The sequence below is a fragment of the Sphingomonas sp. BK481 genome (genome assembly GCF_014194875.1).
Classification (GTDB): Bacteria; Pseudomonadota; Alphaproteobacteria; order Sphingomonadales; family Sphingomonadaceae; genus Sphingomonas; species Sphingomonas aerolata.
The window spans coordinates 342,165-363,514 of sequence record NZ_JACIAP010000002.1; the positions used below are offsets into that span (position 1 = coordinate 342,165).

A 21,350-nucleotide genomic window follows, 5' to 3' on the forward strand; every position below is an offset into this window, starting at 1 on the left:
GTCTCCGGCGCGCCCTGCCAGATAACTTTATTTCGTCGTGGGCAAGCTCGTCCCTTCGCTGGGAACCGGTTTGTCCTTCACCGTCCGGTCGAGGAAGTTCAGGATCGTCCCCCAGACATGCTCGCTGATCCCCGGCCCCGCAACGCGGTGCGTATAGCCCGGGTAGAACATCATCTCGAACGGCGTTGCAGTCGCCTGCATCTTGGCCGCGACCTTCGTCGAATTGTCGAGGAACACGTTGTCGTCCGCCATGCCGTGGATCAACAGCAGCGGATCCTTGATCAGCGACGCATCCTCGACCGCGGCCGACGTCGCATAGCTCGCCGGATCGGTCTTGGGATCGCCCAGATACCGCTCGGTATAATGCGTATCGTAGAGCTGCCAGTCGGTGACCGGCGCGCCCGAGACTGCGGCGGCATAGACCCCCGGCGTCTTCTCCAGCATCTTCAGCGACATGTACCCGCCATACGACCAGCCATAGGTCGCGATCTTGCTCGGCTCGACGAACGGCAGCGTCTTCAGATACTCCGCCCCGCTCAGCTGGTCCTCGACCTCGACCGTGCCCATCGCATGATAGATCGCGTCCTCGAACTTCTTGCCGCGGTTGTAGGAGCCGCGATTGTCGATCTGGAAGAAGATCCAGCCCTGATCGACCAGATATTGCGGCAGGGGCCCCTGCCAGCCGCGCGTGACCTGCTGGCCGGTGCCCGGACCGCCATAATGCTGGAAGAAGACGGGATATTTCTTGCCCGGCTCGATCGGCGGGGTGATCATCTCGTAATAGAGCGTCGTGCCGTCCTTGGCCTTCAGCGTCCCGAACTTGGTCTGCTGATGGCTGGCGGCATAGGGATGATAGGGATGCCCCTCCTTCACCGCATTCTCGTTGATCCACGAGATCCGCTTGCCGGTCGCATCCGCCAGATAGACCTGGGTCGGCTGTGACGGGTTCGAGCGCGAGATGATGAACCGCGTGCCGGCGCCGTCCATTGACGCGCTGTTCCACCAGCCGCTCTCAGTCAGCTTGGTGATCGCGTTCGGCTTTGCGATATCGACCGAATAGAGCTGCTGCTCGAGCACGTCGTCCTTGTTGCCCGTGAAGAACAGCCGCCCCTTGGCTTGGTCGACGCCGACCAGCCCGGTCACGACCCAATCGCCCTTGGTCAGCTGCGTCCAGCGCCCCGCCGCGAACCGGTAGAGATGGCCATAGCCGCTGCGCTCCGACCGCCAGATCAGGCTGCCGTCCTTCAGCACGCGGTATGCATCCGACAGGTTCAGCCAGCTCTTCACCCCCGACTTCTCGGTGAACAGGATCGTCGACTTGCCCGTTGCCGGGTCGACGCGCAGCATCTCGAGCAGCTTCTGGTCGCGGCTCTGGCGCTGGACGAGCAACATCGTCCCATCGGGCGTCCAGTCGACGCGCGCCAGATAGATGTCGGGATTGGTGCCCAGATCGACCTTCACCTGGCCCGACCCGTCGGGCTTCATCACATACAGGTCGACCAGCGCGTTGGGCGTGCCAGCGGCGGGATAGCGCTGATCATAGACCTTGGTCCCGGTCGCGCCGATCGACGCACGCGTGAAGATCCGCACCGGCGCCTCGTCGAACCGCTCGACCGCGACATAGCGCTCGTCGGGCGACCACCAATAGCCCGTGCGGCGATCCATTTCCTCCTGCGCGACGAACTCCGCCTCGCCGAAATGGACGGTGCCGCCGCCGCCCTTGGTGACCGCGCGCGCCTCGCCGCCCGCGAGCGGCTGGACGACCAGATTCTGGTCGCGGACATAGGAGACGAATCCGCCCTTGGGGCTGATCACGGGGTTCAGCTGGCCACCCGGTGTATCAGTCAGCCGCCGGACCTTGCCGTCGAGCGTCGCAATGTACAGGTCGCCGTCGAGCGGTACGAGGATCGACTTGCCATCGGGGGCCCAGTCATAGGCGACGATGCCCTTCGACCCGGCGATCCGCGCGCGCTCGCGCTGCATCTTCTCGGCTTCGCTCAGCTCGGCGCCGCTGCCGACGCTCTTCGAATCGACGAGCATCCGCTCCTGGCCCGTGGCGGTATCGACCGCCCACAGGTCGAACCGCTCCTTCTCGTCCGCCCGGTTGCGCAGCGAGGTCAACAGTGCACCGTCGGGCGACAGCCGAACCGCGCGCGGCTGCGGGCCCGACAGGTCGGGATTGCCGAACACCCGCGCCAGCGTCAGATCGCCGGCCGGGGCTGCAGCTGCCACGGGAGCCGCTGCCGGGTCGCCCGGCTTGGCAACGCCGTCGGCTTTGCCAGCCGTTTGCGCGGACGCGCCGTCAGCAGCCATCGCGGCGGTTCCGACCGAAGCAAGTGCAAGCCCAAGCAACCATGTACGCATCCTATAGTCTCCGATGGACGGGCTCCAGCGCGGCGCCGGTGCCGCGCGCGTTATCGCGGCGCGCCCCGCCCCCGTAAAGCCGTAAACCCCGCGTGATGCGCTCGCCCGCGGCCAAGCCGTCAAGCCCAGGCCGACCGGACCCGCCGGCGGATGATTAGCAGCCGGTTAACGTCATGTGCACGCCGTCTTTACAGGTCGCATGCAAGGACCTGTGGCCGGACGTCCGCACGCATATGGCGCGCGGGCATCCCAGACATGACCGGGGACTAATGGCTTCGACAACGGCATCCATTGACGAAACACGGCCCGGCGCCTGGGACGTCGTCGCGCGCCTTGGCGCCGTCGACGGTGCCGCCGCGCACCCTCACGCGACGCGGCTGATTCAATCCGCCCCAGCCCAGCGCAACCTGTCAGATGCGGTGCACGCGTTCTGTGACGTCTATGGACGGCACCCAGGGATGATCGACGACGCCTTGCTGCGCGGCGCACAGCTCGCATCGCTGCCCTGGCTCGAAACCGCAGCGACCGGGTTCGCGATCGAACGCGGCTATCTCGCCCAGCTGACCGCGGCCGTGGGGCCGTTGCCCTCGACACCGGGTCAGGCGGCGACCGAGGCCGCCCTCGCCGGCGTGCGCAACGCGCTGGAGATCCTGTCCGGTTCGGAGCGCGCCGGTTGCGCCACGGGGGCGGTGGCCGCGCTGCTCCACGACTGGGCGGTGACGCGCGATGTGCTCGACCTTGCCGCGACCCGCTTCGGCATCGTCGCGCCGCCGCGCGCGCTCCCGCCCGCTGACGTCAGCGCCAAGGCGCTGGCGACGCTGGGTGCGACGCCCGGTACGCGGCGCGCCATCACTTTCGGGGCGCAGCAGCTCTACGCCCAGCATCGCGGCCTCTGGTCGCTGCTCGAAGCCCGCGCCAGCGCGCGCGGCGATCTCTGACCGGATTGCACACGCAGCCTAGGCCAGTGTCGTAGCAACTCCCCGGGCAACCTCTGAAAACAAACTCTTGAACTGTGCCTCGGTGGGCGAGCCGCCACGCGTGTAGACGCTGATGATGATCGGCGTGTCGGGATCGCGCCACAACACGCCGACGTCGCCTGCCGCGTCCCTGCCGTTGTTCCCCGTCTTGTTGCCGATTGCCCATCCGTGCGGCAGACCGGCCCGCAACCGCGCGTCGCTGGTCCGGCATTGCCGGAGCCACAGCATGAGCAGCGCGCGCGACGAGGGCGACAACGCCGGACCACGCGTCAGCCGTCCGATCGTCGCCGCCATCGCCCTCGGCGTCGTCGTGTTGCGCAACCCACCCGGCGGCGTACGGTTCAGGAACGGCTCGATATCGTCGAGCCGGCTGACATCGTCGCCGAGACGTCGCCAATAGGCCGTCAACGCGGCGGGCCCGCCAACCTGCCTCAACAGGATATTCGCGCAGCTATTGTCGCTGTGCTCGACGGCGGCCTGGCACATCTCGCCGAGCAACATCTCGCCCCGCGCCAGATTCTGCCGGGCGACGGGCGCGTGCCAGTCCTGAAGGTCGGCAGGAACGAGCGCGATCCTGTCCGCAAGCCGGGCCCGGCCGCGATCGACCCGGCTAAGCACGCACGCGGCGAGCGAGGCCTTGAACGTGCTGCACATGACGAACCGCTCATCGGCACGCCAGGCGATCGCCCTCCCCGTCGTCAGGTTGCGCGCGTAGAGCCCGACATGGCCGCCGCTCGCGGTCTCATAGTCGGCGACGCCGGGCGGAGGAGCCTCGCTGCGTGCGAAGGCGGGACGCGTGACGAGCGTTGCGGAAACGCCTGACAGGAGAGCCCGCCTGTTCAGCATGATGATCGTGATGCCTCCTCCAGCCGCGCCGTTTCGCCGCGCGATCGTTCCGTACACCGTCCGGGCCTTGCCACGAACCCCGATCGCTGTCGGTGTCGCCATCGTCCGGGTTGCGTCGGATACCCAACAGCTTCTATCCGTACCGGGAATTCGATTCTGACGGGAATGGGCATGAAGCGCTTCGAAGGCACGCAGAGCTATGTCGCGACCGACGACCTCAAGGTCGCAGTGAATGCCGCGGTGACGTTACGCCGCCCGCTGCTGATCAAGGGTGAGCCCGGCACCGGCAAGACCGTGCTCGCCTATGAGATCGCCAAGGCGCTCGGCGCGCCATTGATAGAATGGAACATCAAGTCGACGACCAAGGCGCAGCAGGGGCTGTACGAATATGACGCGGTCGCCCGCCTGCGCGACGGCCAGCTCGGCGACGAGCGCGTCCACGAAATCGGCAATTATATCCGCAAGGGCAAGCTCTGGGAGGCGTTCACCCAGCCGGCACCGCCCGTCCTGCTGATCGACGAGATCGACAAGGCCGATATCGAGTTCCCGAACGATCTGCTGCAGGAACTCGATCGGATGGAATTCCACGTCTACGAGACCAAAGAAACCGTCCGCGCGGTCGAGCGCCCGATCGTCATCATCACCAGCAACAACGAGAAGGAACTGCCCGACGCGTTCCTGCGTCGCTGCTTCTTCCACTATATCAAGTTTCCCGACCGCGAGACGATGCAGGCGATCGTCGACGTCCATTTTCCCAGGATCCAGCGCATGCTCGTCTCGCGCGCGATGGACCTGTTCTACGACGTCCGCGACGTACCCGGCCTCAAGAAAAAGCCCTCGACCTCCGAACTGCTCGACTGGCTCAAGCTGCTGCTGCACGAGGATATGCCGCTCGAGACGCTGCAGAACCGTGATCCGACCAAGGCGATCCCGCCGCTGCACGGCGCACTGCTCAAGAACGAACAGGACGTGATGCTGTTCGAACGCCTCGCCTTCATGGCGAAGCGGCAGAAGAACCAGGGGTAGCTTCGGGAGCGACGAGACAGCCGCGGCCGGAACGGTCCGCCTGAGCGACGCTGAAAACGCGGCTTTAATCAGTTGCGCGCTAATGCTCCGGGGGTGCGTCACCACCTGCCCCTCCCCGCGGCATACGCGTTGCTTGCGATCCTGGGCGTCGCGGTCTGGATCCGGATCCTATCGGCCCATGGCGGGCTGTGGGTTGACGAGGCGTGGTCTGCGGTGCTGGTGGCGAAGGCGGGCACGCCCTGGGCCGTGTTCACCTCGATCAACCACGACAACAACCACCATCTGAACAGCCTGTGGATGCAGGCGGTCGGCTATGCCGCGCCGCCGCTGGCCCTGCGTGCGCTGTCGATCGTCACCGGTGCCGCCACGGTGCTGGTCGTTGCCGCGATCGGTGCGCGGCGCTCCACGGCGCATGCGCTGGTCGGCGCGGCACTGTTCGCGCTGTCGCCGATCCTGGTCAATTATGGCAGCGAAGCGCGCGGCTATGCGCCGATGCTGCTGTGCGCGCTTGGCGCGATCCTGGTCACCGCGCGCTGGCTCAACGCCCCCGCCTCTGCGCCCCGCCATGCGCCGGGGCTGCTTGCGCTGCTGACCATCCTCGGACTCCTGTCGCAGTTGACGATGCTGTTCTTCGTGGTTGCGATCGCCGGCTGGGTCGCGCTGACGCTGCGCCAGCGGTTTGCCACAGCGACGGCCGCTGCGATGACCGCGCGGCTGATGCTGCCGAGCCTCGTTGCCGTCCTGCTCGTCGTCACGCTGGTCTTCGGCGCCGCGGCCGCAAGCCCTGGCGGCATGCAGGTCGGCGACTATGTACCCTTCTCGTTCGCCAGCCTGGTCAGCGCGCTGCAGGTCATGCTGGCGACGACGCTCGGCGCATCCGCCTCGCCGCGTTGGTGCATCGCCGTGCTCGCGCTCGCACTATGCGTCGCGGCAATGGCCGCCGTGGCGCAACGACGACCCATGGCGTGGCTGGTAATTCTCGCCATTGCAGGACTGCCAATCGCCCTCGCCACGCTTCACATCGCCAACACAGGAATGCCGCGATATTTCCTGCTCTCCAGCGTGGCTATACTGCTGCTCCTGACCGACCTGGTCGCCACGGCGCTGACGAAAGGCCTGCGGTCAAAGATATTGGCCGCGCTCGCCCTCACTCTCGTCGCGATCGGCATGGTCCACGACATCGCGCAGGACATCGCGCGACGACGCGGCGATATCGATGCCGCCATCGCCGGCGTCCGCATCGAAGCACCGGGCGGCGCACGCGTTCATGTCGATCACCTCCAGCCGGTTGCCCCGCTTCGGGTCGCCGCCGCGACGGCGCGTTATCCGCTCGTTCTGACAGGCGACTGCCGACCTGTGCAATTCGTCTTCGTCGATCTCGACGACGGCGGCGCGGCGGCGGCCACGACGCGACGCTGCGGACGCGTCTATACGCTTCGGACCGTGCGCCGCCGGGGAATGCTGTCGGGAACCGACTGGGCGCTTTACGGACTACCGCGCGCGCGCAACGCCTTGTCGACTAATCCATATTGAGGCTGGCGCATCGCCATGCCATTAACCACAGGCGGCAACATGGCGGTCATGGGACGGCCTTTAGGATCACGGGATGAATCGCTTCAGTCGCGCCCTTCTCTCCGCTGTCCTCACGATCGGCGCGGGGTCCGCTGCACAGGCATCGCTGCTCGACTATGTCGGGCAGTGCGTTCCCTTCGCGCGGGCGGCCTCGGGGATCGAGATCTATGGCGATGCCTGGACATGGTGGCGTCAGGCCGATGGCCGCTACGAGCGCACGCACCGGCCAAAGACGGGCTCGGTCATCGTTTTTGCGAAGACGGCCCGTCTGCCGATGGGGCATGTCGCGGTCATCAGCCGCGTCGTGGAGAAGCGCGTCGTGATGCTGACCCATGCCAATTGGTCGCGTCAGAACGGCGAACGCGGTCATGCCGAACAGGACGTCACGCTGTTCGACGTCTCGCCCGCTAATGACTGGAGCCGCGTCAAGGTCTGGTACAAAGATGTGGACGGCCTCGGCGGCGGCATCTACCCCGTCTACGGCTTCATCCACGGCGATGCGCGACCCGCGGCCGAACTGACCAGTCGCAATCCGGATTATGTCGGCGCGCTGATCGACGCATACGTCCCGGGCAGCTGACCGCGCATACCCGATCCTCGACTCGCCCCTCGACTTCGCGGGGCTGGAGAGGCAGGATAGGGCGATGTTTCTCAATTTTCTCGACGAGCTGCGTAGCGCGGGCATCCCGGCCAGCCTCAAGGAGCATCTGCTCCTGCTCGAGGCGCTCGACGCCGAGGTGATCGAGCGGACGCCCGAGGAATTCTACTACCTCTCCCGCGCGGTCTATGTGAAGGACGAGGGGATGCTCGACCGCTTCGACCAGGTCTTCGCCAAGGTCTTCCGCGGCCTCGCCACAAGCTATGGCACGACGCCGACCGACATCCCCGAGGATTGGCTGAAGGCGGTCGCCGAGAAATTCCTCACCCCCGAAGAGATGGCCGCGATCCAGTCGCTGGGCTCGTGGGACGAGATCATGGAGACGCTCAAGAAGCGGCTTGAGGAACAGCAGGGACGCCATCAGGGCGGCAACAAATGGGTCGGCACCGGCGGCACCTCCCCGTACGGCAATGGCGGCTACAATCCCGAAGGCGTCCGCATCGGCGGCGAGAGCCGGCACAAGCGCGCGCTCAAGGTCTGGGACCAGCGTGAGTTCCGCAATCTCGACAACACCCGCGAACTCGGCACGCGCAACATCAAGATCGCGCTGCGCCGCCTGCGCCGGTTCGCGCGCGACGGCGCGGCGGACGAACTCGACATCGACGGCACGATCGCCGGCACCGCGCGCCAGGGCTATCTCGACATCGTCATGCGCGCCGAACGCCGCAATGCGATCAAGATGCTGCTGTTCCTCGACGTCGGAGGATCGATGGACCCCTTCGTCAAGCTTTGCGAGGAACTCTTCTCGGCCGCGACCACCGAGTTCAAAAATCTCGAATTCTATTATTTTCACAATTGCCCCTACGAGGGCGTGTGGAAGGACAACACGCGCCGCTTCGCCGAGCGTACGCCCTTGTGGGACGTGCTCCACAAGTTCGGCCATGATTACAAACTGGTGCTGGTGGGTGACGCATCGATGAGCCCGTACGAGATCACCCACCCCGGCGGTTCGGTCGAGCATTTCAACGAGGAGCCGGGCGCGGTCTGGATGCAGCGCCTGACGACGACCTATCCGTCTGCCGCATGGCTCAACCCCGTGCCCGAGGCGCAATGGGGCTATTCGCAATCGGTTCGCATGATGCGCGAACTGATGACCGACCGCATGTACCAACTGACTCTCGCCGGTCTCGACGACGCGATGCGTGAGCTTACCCGCAAGCGCTAAGGCCCCGCCTGCGCGATCCCGTAACGGAACCGTCATGGACCTGGTCGGTTTACCGTGCATCATCCCTGTGCGAGGAATAGCTTATGTCGTCGATCCCGAATTCTGCCATGCCGCATGCCAAGGTCAAGCATGACGACGACGCCGCGCCGGCTCCCGCCGCCAAGGGCGACTGGATGGACGATGCGACGGACGCGGCAAAGGCCGGCATCGCCACCGCCACCGACGCGGTGAAGTCGCACCCGAAGACCGCGATCGCGGTCGGCGCCACGCTGGTCGCCGGCATCGCCGCTGCGATCGCTGCACCGGCGCTGCGCGCCAAGGACACACCGGAAAAGAAGACCTCGCCAAAGCCCGCACCCAAGAAGCCCGGCAAGCCGAAAAAGGCTCACTGAGCGAAATGTGTGGCCCGCCCGAAAAGGCGGGCCATGATTTTTTGCATCCCGCCGGGCTCAGACCGCGTGGACGACCCCGCCAGCCATCGCCGCCGGCACCCCCGTCGTCCCCGGAAAACTGATCGGTAGCCCGCGGAGCGTCCGCACCGCCATATAGGCGAAACCTTCCGCCTCCAGCGCATCGCCGTTCCACCCGAGCGCGTCAGTCGCCTCAACCCGCAGCCCGGTCGCCGCGGCGATCATGTCCAACATCGTCGGATTATGACGTCCACCGCCCGCGACCAGCAGCCGCTTGGGTCGCGCGGGCAGATGCCGGACCGCGTCCGCAACCGTCTCCGCGGTAAATGCGGTCAGCGTTGCCGCGCCATCCGCCGCCGACAGCCCGCGTGCCGGCTGAATCGTGAAGTCATTGCGATCGAGCGACTTGGGCGGCGGTGCATCGAAGAACGGGTGATCGAGCATCGCCGTCAGCACCGTCTCGTCGACACGCCCCGCCGCCGCCAGCGCGCCCCCCTTGTCGTAGCGCGCGCCCGTCTCCGCCTCGACCCAGCTGTCAATCAGGCCGTTCGCCGGCCCCGTATCGAACGCGACCAGCGAGTCGTTGCCATTTGTCGCCTCGGGAATGAAGGTGATGTTGCCGACCCCGCCCAGGTTCAACACCGCGACCGGCCCGTCGAGCGTGGACGCCAGCGCCGCATGATATACCGGCAGCAGCGGCGCGCCCTGCCCCCCCGCCGCCACATCGGCCGACCGGAAATCGGATACCGTCGTGATCCCCGTCGCGCGTGCCATCGCAGCGCCGTCGCCGATCTGCCAGGTCCATCCCCGATCGGGCCGATGCGCGATCGTCTGTCCGTGGAACCCGATCACATCGATCTCCGCCGCGGCGACGCCGGCATCCGCCAGCAGCTTGTGTACCGCGAAGACATGCGTACGCGTGATGAGATCGCCCGCCGCGACGATTGGCGGACTGGCGCGCGGCCGATCGAACGTCAGCGCCATACGTGTTGCGTCGGACAGTTCCGCGCGCGCCGCATCCGAATAGGGCTCCCCACGGAACGCGATGGGGCGGACCATCGCCTCGCCATCGGTCTCGATCAGCGCGGCGTCGATCCCGTCGAGCGACGTCCCCGACATCAATCCAATCGCCAGCATTTGGGTCCCCTTGCCTGTCCTCAAACCCGGCCATGACGGATCGTATCTCGACCGCCTAGAAAAAACCGAACTTTGCGCCTATGTGCGCGGCTCCCATGGCAACCATACTCCCCACTCCGCCCAAGATCGGCATGGTCTCGCTCGGCTGTCCGAAGAACCTCGTCGACAGCGAGCGGATTCTCACGCAGCTGCGCGGTGACGGCTATCAGATGTCGCCCGACTATGCCGGTGCCGACGTTGTCCTCGTCAATACCTGCGGCTTTCTCGATTCGGCGAAGGAGGAAAGCCTCGAGGCGATCGGCGAAGCCATCGCCGAGAACGGCCGTGTCATCGTCACCGGCTGTATGGGCAAGGAAGCCGAGGCGATCCGCGCGCGCTTCCCGCAGGTGCTCGCGATCACCGGTGCGCATGAATATGAGCAGGTCGTCGGCGCAGTCCACGAAGCCGCCCCGATGCCGCCGTCCGCATTCCTTAACCTGATCCCCGACGCCGGGCTCAAGCTGACGCCGCGGCACTACAGCTATCTGAAGATCTCGGAAGGCTGCAACCATCGCTGTTCCTTCTGCATCATCCCGAGCCTGCGTGGCGATCTCGTCAGCCGCCGCCCCGACGCGATCTTGCGCGAAGCCGAAAAGCTGGTCGCCGCGGGCACGAAGGAGCTGCTCGTCATCAGCCAGGACACGTCGGCCTATGGCGTCGACCTGCGCCACTCGGTCTGGCCGTTGAAGGGTGGCGGCGAGGTTCGTGCGCACATGACCGATCTCGCGCGCGAACTCGGCAAGATCGCGCCGTGGGTGCGGCTGCATTACGTCTACCCCTATCCGCACGTCGACCACGTCATCCCGCTGATGGCAGAGGGCTTGGTGCTGCCCTATCTCGACATCCCGTTCCAGCATGCTGCGCCATCGGTGCTGCGCCGGATGAAACGCCCCGGCAACGACGCCAAGGTGCTCCAGCGCATTCACAAATGGCGTGAGATCGCACCCGACATCACGATCCGCTCGACCTTCGTCGTCGGCTTCCCCGGCGAGACCGAGGAGGATTTCCAGTATCTGCTCGACTGGCTCGACGAGGCGCAGCTCGACCGCGTCGGCGCGTTCCGGTTCGAACCGGTCGAGGGCGCGGCGGCCAACCTGCTGCCGGACCATGTGCCCGAGGCGCTCAAGGAAGAGCGCTACGCCCGGATCATGGAAAAGACTGCGGCGATCTCGGCAGCGAAGTTGCAGGCCAAGATCGGCCGGACGCTCGACGTGATCATCGACGTGGTCGACGACGAGGGGGCGACGGGTCGCTCACAGGCGGATGCGCCCGAGATCGACGGCGAGGTCTTCCTGCGCGACGCGGGTCACCTGACGGTCGGCGACATCGTACCCGTGACGATCGAGGATGCCGACGACCATGATCTGTACGGCGTGCCGGTCTGACGCGCCTGCGTCGGTCTTGACGCAACGATACTACCCCAAGGTGCACGCGAAAACGCCTGCACCTTGGGGCTCACACGTTCAGACGACGTTGCGACCGGTGAACAGCTTCACGAGCACCACGATCACGGCGACCACGAGCAGAATGTGGATCAACCCGCCCGCGACGTGAAAGGCGAAACCGGCAAGCCAGAGGACGAGCAAGATGACGGCGATGGTCCAGAGCATGGCAGTTCCCAATCTGTTATGATGACGTGATCGATGCCGCTGAAACGTCCCCGCGCTCGAGCGTGTTCCGCCGTTTAACCTGATATGGGTTAAGCTCCTCAGCTAGCTCGACATTTAGTTGCGGCGTTGCGCCGACACCCGCCTTCTGCTTCGATACCGTCATGTTGCTTCGCCTGTTCACGCTCGCCGCGCTCGCGCTTCCCCTCCCGGCCATCGCCCAGTCGCTCACGCATGCGGAAAGCGCGCAGATCGATACGCTCGTCGCTGGTTCGCTCCGCGATACGGGCGTCCCGTCCGCATCGATCGCGATCGTGCGCGGCGGGCGGATCATTTTCGTCAAGGCCTATGGCAAGCCGTCCGAAACGGTCGCGCGGGCGGATCCGGCGTTGCCCTACCAGATCGCGTCGATCTCGAAGCAATTCACCGCCGCCGCGATCCTGCTGCTCGAGGATGAGGGCCGGCTGGGTCTCGACGATACGGTCGCGAAATATGTCCCCGGCGTGACCGGCGGCGACCGCATCACGATCCGCCAGTTGCTCAGCCACACCTCAGGGCTGCAGGACTATTGGCCGCAGGATTACAGCTTTGCGGCGATGGCCACCCCCGTCACGCCACAGCAGATCGTCGATCGCTGGGGGAAGAAGCCGCTCGATTTCGAGCCGGGCACGCAGTGGCAATATTCCAACACGGGCTATGTCGTCGCGGGCCTGATCGTCGAGAAGGTCGCGAACCAACCGCTGCTCGACTTCCTGCAGCAGCGCATCTTCAAGCCGCTCGACATTCGCGCGCTCGATCAGGACAAGGCGATCGGCAGGGGCTTTCCGCAAGGCTATGGCCGTTTCGCGCTCGGGCCCGTCCGTCCCGAGACGCCGAGTGCGCCCGGCTGGCTCTACGCCGCGGGCGAGCTGTCGATGAGTGCGCGGGACCTCGCCAAATGGGACGTAGCGCGGCTTACCCGCACCACGCTGCCCGCGGACGACTGGGCGGCGCAGGAGACCCCTATCAGGCTCGTCGACGGATCGACCAATGGCTATGGCCTCGGCGTCTCGACCGGCACCGCCAACGGGCGTCGCTATGTCGAGCATAGCGGCGAGGCGGTCGGGTTCCTCTCCGAGAACATCGTGTATCCCGACGATCAGGCGGCGATCGTCGTGCTTACCAACAGCTGGTTCAGCGATGCGGTCGGCCGCATCTCGAGCGGGATCGCGAAGATCGTCCTGCCACCCCCCGCCGCGAACGGAGAAGATGCCGCCGCCCTGCCCAGGGCACGCGCAGTCTACGATCAGCTCCGCACCGGCACGCTCGACCGCAGCCGCCTGACCGAGGACGCCAATTTCTATTTCAAGCCGGTCGCGCTCGCGGACTATAAATCGAGCCTCGGCGCGCTCGGCGAACCGACCGGTTTTGCGCAAACCGGCCGCGCCCGCTTGCGCGGCGGCTTCGTCAACCGCACCTATCGCATCACCTATCCCGACCGCACGCTGTCGCTCAGCACCTATGCCGAACCCGGCGCGAACGGCCGGTACGAACAATTTCTCGTGGCTCCCTCTCAGTAACTGGCACGCAATGACCGATTTCGCTTCCCTGCTTCAGCCCGACCGCGGCCAGCCCGCCACGCCGATCCACGTCGTCCGTCCGGAGGAGTTTGCGAGCTGGCTTGGTGCTCAGCCGCCGCGCATCCGCACCGCGGTCGCGGCGCATGGCCTGACCGGCAAGCCGGGCGACCGTGCCGTGCTCCCGGGCGATCCCTCCGACACCTGGTCGATGCTGCTCGTCTGTGACGAGGCGATGTCGTCGCCGTGGCGGATTGCTTCGCTCGGCGCCTCACTCCCCGCGGGCACTTACCGCCTTGCACAGGGCGACGTGGGGGGTGCCGGACTTGGCTGGATGCTCGCTCAGCATCAGTTCGATCGCTATCGCAAGCCCGCCGCGAAGCCTGCGCGCGTGTTGCTGACGAGCGAAGTCGCGTCGATCGAGCCGACGATCCGTCTTGCCGAGGCGACCGCAATGGTCCGCGACCTCGTCAACACCGGCGCATCGGATCTCGGTCCCGCCGAGCTCGAGACGGCGGTCGAAGCGCTCGCCGCACGGCATGGCGCGACCGTGACGACGACGCGCGGCGACGCGCTCGCCAGCGGCTATCCGATGATCCACGCGGTCGGCCAGGCAGCATCGGAGGCACGCGCGCCCCGGCTGATCGAGCTCGAATGGGGCGACCCCACGCACCCGCGCGTTGCGCTGGTCGGCAAGGGCGTCTGCTTCGACTCGGGCGGCCTGGACATCAAGCCGTCGGCGGGCATGCGGCTGATGAAGAAGGACATGGGCGGCGCCGCGCACACGCTCGCCCTGGCCGGGCTGGTGATGGGGGCGAAGCTCCCCGTCCGGCTCCACCTGCTCATCCCCGCGGTCGAGAATGCGATTGCCGGAAATGCCTTCCGCCCGGGCGACGTACTCGACACGCGACAGGGCATGACGGTCGAGAATACCAATACCGATGCCGAGGGGCGGCTCGTTCTCGGCGACGCACTGACCCGCGCGGTCGAGCACCGCCCTGCGCTGATCCTCGACTTCGCCACGCTGACGGGCGCGGCGCGAGTCGCGCTCGGCCCCGATCTGCCGCCGCTGTTCACCGACGACGAAGCGCTCGCGGCTGAACTGATCGCCGCTAGCCACGCACAGGCCGACCCGCTCTGGCGGATGCCGTTGTGGAACGGGTATGACGACATGCTCAAGTCGGACATCGCCGATCTGGTCAACGCGCCCGATGGGGGTTTTGCCGGCGCGATCACCGCGGCGCTGTTCCTGCGCCGCTTCGTGCCGCCCGGCATTGCCTGGGCGCATCTCGACGTCTTTGCCTGGCGCCCGACGCCGAAGCCCGGCCGCCCCAAGGGGGGCGAGGCCTATGCCTTGCGCGCCGCCTTCGCGATGCTGAGCACGCGGTACGGCACCGGCTGAGGCCGGCGGCCGGACCGCGCGTCAGCGGGCGTCGTTGCAACCGGCCGCGGCCTCAATGATCGGGACGAACTTGTCCGCGGTCAGGCTCGCGCCCCCGACCAGCGCGCCGTCGACATTCGCGGTCGCCAAGATGGCGGCCGCGTTGCTCCCGGTCACCGACCCGCCATAGAGGATCCGCACGCCCGCTGCCGCATCGCCGATCAGCATCCGCAGCTTCGCCCGCGCGATCGCATGGATCGCGGCGATCTCGTCGAGCGTCGGGGTGCGCCCGGTACCGATCGCCCAGCGCGGCTCATAGGCCAGCGTAAACCAGCTTCCGTCCGCATTGTCGGGTACCGATTTCTCGATCTGCGCCTGCACGACACGTTCGGCACGGTCGGCATCGCGTTCCGCCTCGGTCTCGCCGCAGCACAGGATGACGCGCAGCCCCTGCCGCCGCGCCGCCGCCGCCTTCGCCCAGGCGTCGTGGCTGGTTTCGTGCTGGTCAGCACGGCGTTCGGAATGACCGACGATCGTGAAGCGCGCACCCGCTTCCTTCACCATCCCCGCCGACACGCAACCCGTATGCGCGCCCGAGTCGGCCTCGTGCACATCCTCGGCACCGATCGCGAGCGCCGGCGCGCGATCGGCCGCTGCGGCGATCAGCGTGAAGGGCACCGCAATCTCCACATCGACGTCCGGCGCGGCCGCCGCCGCCGCCGCAATCGCGTCGAGTTCGGCCAGCGCCGCGCGCGACCCGTTCATCTTCCAGTTTCCCGCTACCAACTTGCGCCGCATCGCACTCTCCCGATCATCATCGGTCCCGGATAGCGCCGACACCGAACGGCACAAGCTTGAAGCGCGCCGATGCGCACCGTAAAGCGGAAGGAACTCAGTCCCTGTCGATCGGCCATTCATGCTCAGTTTCTTCCGCCGCCTCACCCAGTCGAGGTTCGGCGTGATCATCACCTTCGGCCTCCTCGGCGTCATCGCACTCGCCTTCGCGGCGGGTGACATGACCGGGTTGGGCGGCGGAACAAGCGGCATCGCTGCGGACGACGTCGCCACGGTCGGCAAGGCGGACGTGACGGCGAACGAGCTTCGCACGCGTGTCCAGACCGAGATGGAAGGTTTCCGCCAGCAGCAGCCGACGCTCGACATGGCGAGCTATGTCCAGCAGGGCGGCTTCGACGGCACGCTCGACCGCATTACGGCGAGCCTCGCACTCGAGCAGTTCGGCCGGCAGCAGGGCATGGTCGTCAGCAAGCGCGCGGTCGACGGGCAGATTGCCAGCATCCCCGCGCTGCAGGGCCCGACCGGCAAGTTTGATCCGTCCCTGTATCAGCGCGTGCTGGTCGAACGGAAGCTGACCGACGCGCAGATTCGCGCCGACATCGTCCGCGACACCTATGCGCAGCAGCTGATCCTGCCGACGCGCGGCGCGTCGCAGGTCCCGAGCCAGCTCGCCCTCCCCTTCGCCTCCTTGCTGCTCGAGAAGCGCAGCGGTCTCGTCGGCTTCATCCCGACCGCCGCGGTGCCCGCCGGCCCTGCGCCGACCGACGCCGAACTGAACGCCTTCTATCGCCGCAACGTCGCGCGCTACACGATCCCCGAACGCCGCGTCATCCGCTACGCTGTCGTCGATGCGGCGCAGGTGAAGGCACAGGCCGTCCCGACCGACGCCGAAATCGCCGCGCAATATCAGCAGGATCGCGCGCGCTATGCCCCGACGGAGAAGCGCACGATCACGCAGGTCGTCGTCGCCGATCAGGCAGGCGCCACCGCGATCGCTGCCAAGGTGAAGGCCGGAACCGCGATCGCCGACGCCGCCCGCGCCGCCGGGCTCGAGGCATCGACCCAGACGGCTGTCGAGAAGGCCGCCTATGCCGGCACGACCAGCCCGCAGGTCGCGGATGCCGTGTTCGCGGCAGCGAATGCCGCGGTCGTCGGCCCCGTCCGTACGCCGCTCGGCTGGACGATCGCTCGCATCGATGCGATCCAGAACGTCCCCGCCAAGACGCTCGACCAGGCACGGGGCGAGATCGCCACAGCACTCAGCGCGCAAAAGGCACAGGCAGCGCTCGGCAAGATCCATGACGCGATCGACGATGGCCTGTCGGACAATGCGACGTTCGACGAGATCATCGCGGACCGCAAGCTGACCGCGATCACCACGCCCGGCCTCGTCGCCAACGGCACCAACCCCGACGCGCCCGCCACCCAGCCCGACGCCGCGCTCGCGCCGATCGTCAGTGCCGCGTTCCAGGCCGCCGAGGGCGATGCGCCGCAGATGGTCCAGACCGGGTCGGACGGCAGCTTCGCAGTCGTCGCGCTCGGCCGCGTCGTTCGTGCAGCACCCCGTCCGCTCGCACAGGTCCGTCCTGCCGTGATGCGTGACCTGATGGCTGACCGCGCCAGCCAGGCCGCCCGCAAATATGCCAATGCCGCGCTTGCACGGATCAACAAGGGCATACCGCTGCAGCAGGCGCTGGGGCAGTCGGGCTTCCCTGTCCCGCCCGCGCGCCCCGTCACGGCGTCGCGCGCGCAGATCATGCAGAACCCCGAAAACACCCCGCCCGTGCTGCGCCTGATGTTCAGCATGGCACAGGGTACCGCAAAGACGATCGCCGGCCCCGATGGCTGGTTCGTGGTCAAGCTCGACAAGATCGATCGCGGCAACGCGACCGGCAACCAGGCGGCGATCCAGGCCGCTCGCGGTTCGATCGCGCGCAGCGTCGGCCGCGAATATGTCGACCAGTTCGTCAAGGCCGTCCGCGCGCAGGTCGGCGTGAAGACCGATCCGAAGGCGGTTGCCCGCGTCCGTGCCGAACTGCTGGCACAGGGTGGTTCCAATAACTGAGCTCGCACGCGCGGCGCTTGCCGCCGGACGCCCCGCCCTCGTCTGGCGGCGGCAGGTCGCCGACACGGAGACGCCGGTCGCCGCCGCCCTCAAGCTCATCGAGCCGGGGCGTGGCGACTTCCTGCTCGAATCGGTCGAAGGCGGCGCAACACGCGGACGGCACAGTCTGATCGGCCTCGCGCCCGACCTGCTGTTCCGTGCCGCGGGTCATCGGGCCGAGATCAACCGTCACTGGTCGACCGATCGCGAGGCGTTCGAGCCCTGTGCGCTGCCGACGCTCGACGCCCTGCGCGCTCTGGTCGCCGAATGCCGCAGCGACGTCCCGGCAGAATTGCCGCGCGCGCTTGCCAGTCTGGTCGGTTATTTCGGCTATGAGACGGTCGGTCTGGTCGAGACCCTGCCGCAACCCGACAGCGACCCGCTCGGTCTGCCCGACATGATCTTCGTGCGTCCTTCGGTGGTTCTCGTCTTCGACCGGCTCGCCGACGCGCTGTTTCTGGTCGCCCCCGCCTGGCCGGATCCAGCCATGGATCCCGACACGATCGTCGCGCGTGCCGAGGAGCGACTCGACGCCGTCGCCGCGAAGCTCATGACCACGCCGGTGCCGGCGCCGGTCCGGGCAGTTTCACCCGAGCCGTCCTACACGTCGGCGCTGTCGCCGGATCGCTACGGCGCGATGGTCGCGCGCGCGAAGGACTATATCGTGGCCGGGGACATCTTCCAGGTCGTCCTTGCCCAGCGTTTCAGCACGCCGTTCACGCTCCCGCCGTTCGAGCTCTATCGCTCGCTGCGGCGGATCAATCCGTCGCCCTTCCTCTATCACCTCGATCTGCCCGGCTTCGCGCTGATCGGATCCTCACCCGAGATCCTCGTCCGCGTCCGCGACGACGAGGTGACGATCCGCCCGATTGCGGGGACCCGTCCGCGTGGCCGCAGTGCTGCGGAGGACGAGGCGAACCGGACCAGCCTGCTCGCCGATCCGAAGGAACGCGCCGAGCATCTGATGCTGCTCGACCTCGGCCGCAACGATGTCGGGCGGGCATCGGCGCCGGGCTCGGTCCGCGTCACGGCAAGCTATGGCGTCGAATTCTACAGCCACGTCATGCACATCGTCTCGAACGTCGTCGGGTCGCTCGCGCTTGGCAGCGATGCGCTCGATGCGCTGTTCGCGGGCTTCCCGGCTGGCACGGTCAGCGGCGCCCCCAAGGTCCGGGCGTGCCAGATCATCGCCGAACTCGAACCCGAACGACGTGGCGCCTATGCCGGCGGCGTCGGCTATTTCTCCCCCGACGGATCGATGGACTCGTGCATCGTGTTGCGGACCGCCGTCGTGAAGGACGGGATGATCCATGCACAGGCGGGGGCGGGAATCGTCGCCGACAGCGATCCCGTGTCCGAACAGCGCGAATGCGAGGCCAAGGCCGGGGCGATCCTCGCCGCCGCCTGCGAAGCGGTCGCGCGCGCCGGCGGGACGTCCTACGGGCAATAATCCGGCGATCGGTGAAACGCACAATAAAAGGCCGCGGGCGTCAGGTGACGACCGCGGCCTAAGATCCCGGTAGTTCTCGCTTTGGCGTCAGGGATCGATCGCCTGCCCCGCAGCCTGCGCACGACGCTCGGCCGAATAGGCGCGGGCCCGTGCGAGCGCGCATCCCGACTGTCCACCCGTACCGACCGGCGAACAGGTGTCCGGCAGCCCGCCCGCGACGCGGCCGACCTGATCGACAGTTGCAGCCCGGTTGACCCAACTCTGATTCTGCGCGGCGATCGGTGCGGTATCGCGCAGTTCCTTGGGGATACGATAGGGTTGGTCGAGTGTCGAGCAGACGACGATCTCACCATTGGTCGATGTCGGGCACTTCTGCCCAGCCCCGAGCGTAACGCTGCGGATGCGCTGCGGGGGCTGGCCTTGTTCGGCCGTCTGCTCCTGCGCCGAAGCGAGGGCGGGAAGCGCGATCAGCGCGGCGAGGACGGTGAGACGGAACATTGGTTGAAAACTCCTTGCATACGCACAACGTCTGCCGCCGCAGGTTGCTCCGTGCTGAATAGCATGCCCCGCGCGTAGCCCATCAGCGATTATCACGGGCATCGTGTACAGCGCCGTCCGATGCGCATCCCCGTTGCACCGGCTTCGACTTCGTCTATGGCGAACGCATGATCCTGGTCGTCGACAATTACGACAGCTTCACCTGGAACCTCGTCCATTATCTGATGGAACTGGGTGTCGAGGTGGAGGTCGTCCGCAACGATGCGATCTCCGCTGGACAGGCCCTGTCGTCCGGCGCGGAGGCGTTTCTCATTTCTCCCGGCCCCTGCACGCCGACCGAAGCGGGCGTCAGCCTCGACCTCGTCGCCGCCTGCGCCGACGCCGGCAAACCGCTGCTCGGCGTCTGCCTCGGCCATCAGGCGATCGGGCAGCATTTCGGCGGCAAGGTCGAACGTGGCGGGCTGATGCACGGCAAGACGTCGCCGGTCGTCCATGACGACACCGGCCTCTATGCCGGCCTCCCTTCGCCGTTTATCGCGACGCGCTATCACTCGCTGATCGTCAACGCGGTCCCCGATACGCTGGTCGTCAACGCGACCGCGCAGGATGGCAGCGTGATGGGGTTCCGCCACGCGACGCTGCCGATCCACGGGGTGCAGTTCCATCCCGAGAGCATCGCAACCGAACACGGCCACGCGATGCTCGCCAATTTCCTGACGCTGGCGGGGATTTCGCATCAGCTGCCCGACCGCCTGCGCGAGGGGCTCGATCGATGACGACCACGGTGCTCCTGCCCGATCCGACGACGCCGCTGTCGCGCGAGACCGCGCGCGAGGCGTTTGCCGACATCCTCGACGCGCGCGCCAGCGAAGACGCGATCGCCGCATTCCTGATCGCCATGTCCGAGCGTGGCGAGACCAGTATCGAGATCGCCGAGGCCGCGCGTGCGCTGCGTGAGCGGATGATCCCGATCGATGCGCCGCCGGGCGCGATCGACGTCTGCGGCACCGGCGGCGATGGCCACCATACGCTCAACGTCTCGACCGCCGTCGCACTCGTCGTCGCGGCCTGCGGCGTGCCGGTTGCCAAGCATGGCAACCGTGCCGCCTCGAGCAAGGCCGGCGCCGCCGACACGCTCGAAGTCCTCGGCCTCGACATGGACCGCGCGGGTGCGACGGCCGAGGCCAGCCTGCGCGACATCGGCATCGCCTTCCTGTTCGCCGCCAATCACCATCCGGCGATGAAGCGGATCACCCCGATCCGTCAGCGTATCGCCAGGCGGACGATATTCAACCTGATGGGGCCGCTCGCCAATCCCGCGCGAACGACGCGTCAGCTCATCGGCATCGCGCGGCCCGATTATGTCCCGCTCTACGCCGATGCCCTCGCCCAGCTCGGTACCCAGGCCGCACTCGTCGTCTCCGGCGAGGAAGGGCTCGACGAACTGTCCGGCGCGGGCCCCAGCGTCGTTGCGTCCATCGGCAACGTCGCGCTTCCCGCGCGCGTCACGCCCGACGATGCAGCGTTGCCGCGGCATGCGATCACGGCAATTCGCGGCGGTGATGCCGCCCATAATGCAGAGGCGCTCCGCCGCCTGCTGAAGGGCGAGGCGGGCGCCTATCGCGACGCAGTCCTGCTCAACGCCGCCGCGGCCTTGATGGTCGCCGGGACCGTCCCCACCCTTGTCGCAGGCGCGGCGCTCGCCGCCACCGCCCTCGACACCGGCAGCGCCGACGCGCTGCTCGACCGCTGGATCGCCTACTGA

19 protein-coding genes are annotated in these 21,350 nt (G+C 67.2%); 13 read left to right on the forward strand and 6 right to left on the reverse strand.

Annotation, left to right across the window (positions count from 1 at the left end; genetic code table 11):
• Window positions 1–27 precede the first annotated feature (27 nt).
• A complete protein-coding gene (locus tag FHY04_RS05430) occupies window positions 28–2,364 on the reverse strand; it encodes a DPP IV N-terminal domain-containing protein (RefSeq protein ID WP_183935699.1) in 2,337 nt (778 codons plus the stop codon).
• A 269-nt stretch (window positions 2,365–2,633) separates the two neighbouring features.
• Here FHY04_RS05430 and FHY04_RS05435 point away from each other — a divergent pair, with 269 nt between their 5' ends.
• Window positions 2,634–3,302 (forward strand): DUF6975 family protein, encoded by a 669-nt coding sequence (locus FHY04_RS05435; protein ID WP_183935700.1) that lies wholly within the window; start codon window positions 2,634–2,636, stop codon window positions 3,300–3,302.
• A gap of 18 nt (window positions 3,303–3,320) precedes the next feature.
• On the opposite strand, the gene bla is transcribed toward FHY04_RS05435, so the two are convergent.
• Window positions 3,321–4,289: a class A beta-lactamase gene (gene bla / locus FHY04_RS05440; RefSeq protein ID WP_260171333.1), complete on the reverse strand. Its 969-nt coding sequence runs from the start codon at window positions 4,287–4,289 to the stop codon at window positions 3,321–3,323.
• A gap of 69 nt (window positions 4,290–4,358) precedes the next feature.
• Between bla and FHY04_RS05445 the strand changes: the two genes are divergently transcribed.
• From FHY04_RS05445 to FHY04_RS05465, 5 genes are all read left to right on the forward strand, one after another.
• On the forward strand, window positions 4,359–5,213 hold the full coding sequence (locus tag FHY04_RS05445) for a MoxR family ATPase (protein WP_183935701.1): 855 nt from the start codon (window positions 4,359–4,361) through the stop codon (window positions 5,211–5,213).
• A 129-nt stretch (window positions 5,214–5,342) separates the two neighbouring features.
• Window positions 5,343–6,746, forward strand: a complete 1,404-nt coding sequence (locus tag FHY04_RS05450) for a hypothetical protein (RefSeq protein ID WP_221211649.1) — start codon at window positions 5,343–5,345, stop codon at window positions 6,744–6,746.
• A 73-nt stretch (window positions 6,747–6,819) separates the two neighbouring features.
• Window positions 6,820–7,365 carry a CHAP domain-containing protein gene (locus FHY04_RS05455; protein ID WP_031394952.1) on the forward strand — a complete coding sequence of 182 codons (546 nt, stop codon included), beginning with the start codon at window positions 6,820–6,822 and terminating at the stop codon, window positions 7,363–7,365.
• Window positions 7,366–7,429: 64 nt separating this feature from the next.
• Window positions 7,430–8,608 (forward strand): VWA domain-containing protein, encoded by a 1,179-nt coding sequence (locus tag FHY04_RS05460; RefSeq protein ID WP_183935703.1) that lies wholly within the window; start codon window positions 7,430–7,432, stop codon window positions 8,606–8,608.
• Between the two features lie 83 nt (window positions 8,609–8,691).
• On the forward strand, window positions 8,692–9,000 hold the full coding sequence (locus FHY04_RS05465; protein WP_183935704.1) for a hypothetical protein: 309 nt from the start codon (window positions 8,692–8,694) through the stop codon (window positions 8,998–9,000).
• A 57-nt stretch (window positions 9,001–9,057) separates the two neighbouring features.
• Here FHY04_RS05465 and FHY04_RS05470 read toward each other — a convergent pair whose 3' ends face one another.
• Complete coding sequence (locus tag FHY04_RS05470; protein ID WP_183935705.1) at window positions 9,058–10,155, reverse strand: anhydro-N-acetylmuramic acid kinase; 1,098 nt, start codon at window positions 10,153–10,155, stop codon at window positions 9,058–9,060.
• Between the two features lie 95 nt (window positions 10,156–10,250).
• Here FHY04_RS05470 and rimO point away from each other — a divergent pair, with 95 nt between their 5' ends.
• A complete protein-coding gene (gene rimO / locus FHY04_RS05475) occupies window positions 10,251–11,579 on the forward strand; it encodes a 30S ribosomal protein S12 methylthiotransferase RimO (RefSeq protein ID WP_183935706.1) in 1,329 nt (442 codons plus the stop codon).
• Between the two features lie 78 nt (window positions 11,580–11,657).
• Here the strand turns inward: rimO and FHY04_RS05480 are convergent, their stop codons facing one another.
• On the reverse strand, window positions 11,658–11,804 hold the full coding sequence (locus tag FHY04_RS05480) for a lmo0937 family membrane protein (RefSeq protein ID WP_159510672.1): 147 nt from the start codon (window positions 11,802–11,804) through the stop codon (window positions 11,658–11,660).
• Between the two features lie 161 nt (window positions 11,805–11,965).
• Here FHY04_RS05480 and FHY04_RS05485 point away from each other — a divergent pair, with 161 nt between their 5' ends.
• Window positions 11,966–13,360 carry a serine hydrolase gene (locus FHY04_RS05485; RefSeq protein WP_183935707.1) on the forward strand — a complete coding sequence of 465 codons (1,395 nt, stop codon included), beginning with the start codon at window positions 11,966–11,968 and terminating at the stop codon, window positions 13,358–13,360.
• Window positions 13,361–13,370: 10 nt separating this feature from the next.
• The gene (locus FHY04_RS05490; RefSeq protein ID WP_183935708.1) at window positions 13,371–14,759 is read left to right on the forward strand and encodes a M17 family metallopeptidase; all 1,389 of its coding nucleotides are present in this window, start codon (window positions 13,371–13,373) and stop codon (window positions 14,757–14,759) included.
• 21 nt (window positions 14,760–14,780) lie between these two features.
• On the opposite strand, the gene tpiA is transcribed toward FHY04_RS05490, so the two are convergent.
• A complete protein-coding gene (gene tpiA, locus FHY04_RS05495) occupies window positions 14,781–15,536 on the reverse strand; it encodes a triose-phosphate isomerase (RefSeq protein WP_082446966.1) in 756 nt (251 codons plus the stop codon).
• 118 nt (window positions 15,537–15,654) lie between these two features.
• On the opposite strand from tpiA, the gene FHY04_RS05500 reads away from it, so the two are divergent.
• On the forward strand, window positions 15,655–17,598 hold the full coding sequence (locus tag FHY04_RS05500; RefSeq protein WP_183935709.1) for a peptidylprolyl isomerase: 1,944 nt from the start codon (window positions 15,655–15,657) through the stop codon (window positions 17,596–17,598).
• Window positions 17,582–19,087, forward strand: coding sequence for an anthranilate synthase component I family protein (locus tag FHY04_RS05505; protein ID WP_183935710.1), 1,506 nt, complete (start codon window positions 17,582–17,584; stop codon window positions 19,085–19,087). The genes FHY04_RS05500 and FHY04_RS05505 overlap by 17 nt, the downstream gene beginning before the upstream one ends.
• An 87-nt stretch (window positions 19,088–19,174) precedes the next feature.
• Here the strand turns inward: FHY04_RS05505 and FHY04_RS05510 are convergent, their stop codons facing one another.
• Window positions 19,175–19,585: a hypothetical protein gene (locus FHY04_RS05510; protein WP_031440380.1), complete on the reverse strand. Its 411-nt coding sequence runs from the start codon at window positions 19,583–19,585 to the stop codon at window positions 19,175–19,177.
• Window positions 19,586–19,752: 167 nt separating this feature from the next.
• Between FHY04_RS05510 and FHY04_RS05515 the strand changes: the two genes are divergently transcribed.
• Both FHY04_RS05515 and trpD read left to right on the forward strand, forming a co-directional pair.
• Window positions 19,753–20,361 carry an aminodeoxychorismate/anthranilate synthase component II gene (locus FHY04_RS05515; protein WP_183935711.1) on the forward strand — a complete coding sequence of 203 codons (609 nt, stop codon included), beginning with the start codon at window positions 19,753–19,755 and terminating at the stop codon, window positions 20,359–20,361.
• Window positions 20,358–21,350: an anthranilate phosphoribosyltransferase gene (gene trpD / locus FHY04_RS05520; protein ID WP_183935712.1), complete on the forward strand. Its 993-nt coding sequence runs from the start codon at window positions 20,358–20,360 to the stop codon at window positions 21,348–21,350. Before FHY04_RS05515 ends, trpD begins: the two co-directional genes overlap by 4 nt.

Bases quoted from the DNA above. Each gene is read 5' to 3' on its own strand.
- FHY04_RS05430 (WP_183935699.1), bottom strand. From the start codon at position 2,364: ATGCGTACATGGTTGCTTGGGCTTGCACTTGCTTCGGTCGGAACCGCC.
- FHY04_RS05435 (WP_183935700.1), top strand. From the start codon at position 2,634: ATGGCTTCGACAACGGCATCCATTGACGAAACACGGCCCGGCGCCTGG.
- bla (WP_260171333.1), bottom strand. From the start codon at position 4,289: ATGGCGACACCGACAGCGATCGGGGTTCGTGGCAAGGCCCGGACGGTG.
- FHY04_RS05445 (WP_183935701.1), top strand. From the start codon at position 4,359: ATGAAGCGCTTCGAAGGCACGCAGAGCTATGTCGCGACCGACGACCTC.
- FHY04_RS05455 (WP_031394952.1), top strand. From the start codon at position 6,820: ATGAATCGCTTCAGTCGCGCCCTTCTCTCCGCTGTCCTCACGATCGGC.
- FHY04_RS05460 (WP_183935703.1), top strand. From the start codon at position 7,430: ATGTTTCTCAATTTTCTCGACGAGCTGCGTAGCGCGGGCATCCCGGCC.
- FHY04_RS05465 (WP_183935704.1), top strand. From the start codon at position 8,692: ATGTCGTCGATCCCGAATTCTGCCATGCCGCATGCCAAGGTCAAGCAT.
- FHY04_RS05470 (WP_183935705.1), bottom strand. From the start codon at position 10,155: ATGCTGGCGATTGGATTGATGTCGGGGACGTCGCTCGACGGGATCGAC.
- rimO (WP_183935706.1), top strand. From the start codon at position 10,251: ATGGCAACCATACTCCCCACTCCGCCCAAGATCGGCATGGTCTCGCTC.
- FHY04_RS05480 (WP_159510672.1), bottom strand. From the start codon at position 11,804: ATGCTCTGGACCATCGCCGTCATCTTGCTCGTCCTCTGGCTTGCCGGT.
- FHY04_RS05485 (WP_183935707.1), top strand. From the start codon at position 11,966: ATGTTGCTTCGCCTGTTCACGCTCGCCGCGCTCGCGCTTCCCCTCCCG.
- FHY04_RS05490 (WP_183935708.1), top strand. From the start codon at position 13,371: ATGACCGATTTCGCTTCCCTGCTTCAGCCCGACCGCGGCCAGCCCGCC.
- tpiA (WP_082446966.1), bottom strand. From the start codon at position 15,536: ATGCGGCGCAAGTTGGTAGCGGGAAACTGGAAGATGAACGGGTCGCGC.
- FHY04_RS05500 (WP_183935709.1), top strand. From the start codon at position 15,655: ATGCTCAGTTTCTTCCGCCGCCTCACCCAGTCGAGGTTCGGCGTGATC.
- FHY04_RS05510 (WP_031440380.1), bottom strand. From the start codon at position 19,585: ATGTTCCGTCTCACCGTCCTCGCCGCGCTGATCGCGCTTCCCGCCCTC.
- FHY04_RS05515 (WP_183935711.1), top strand. From the start codon at position 19,753: ATGATCCTGGTCGTCGACAATTACGACAGCTTCACCTGGAACCTCGTC.
- trpD (WP_183935712.1), top strand. From the start codon at position 20,358: ATGACGACCACGGTGCTCCTGCCCGATCCGACGACGCCGCTGTCGCGC.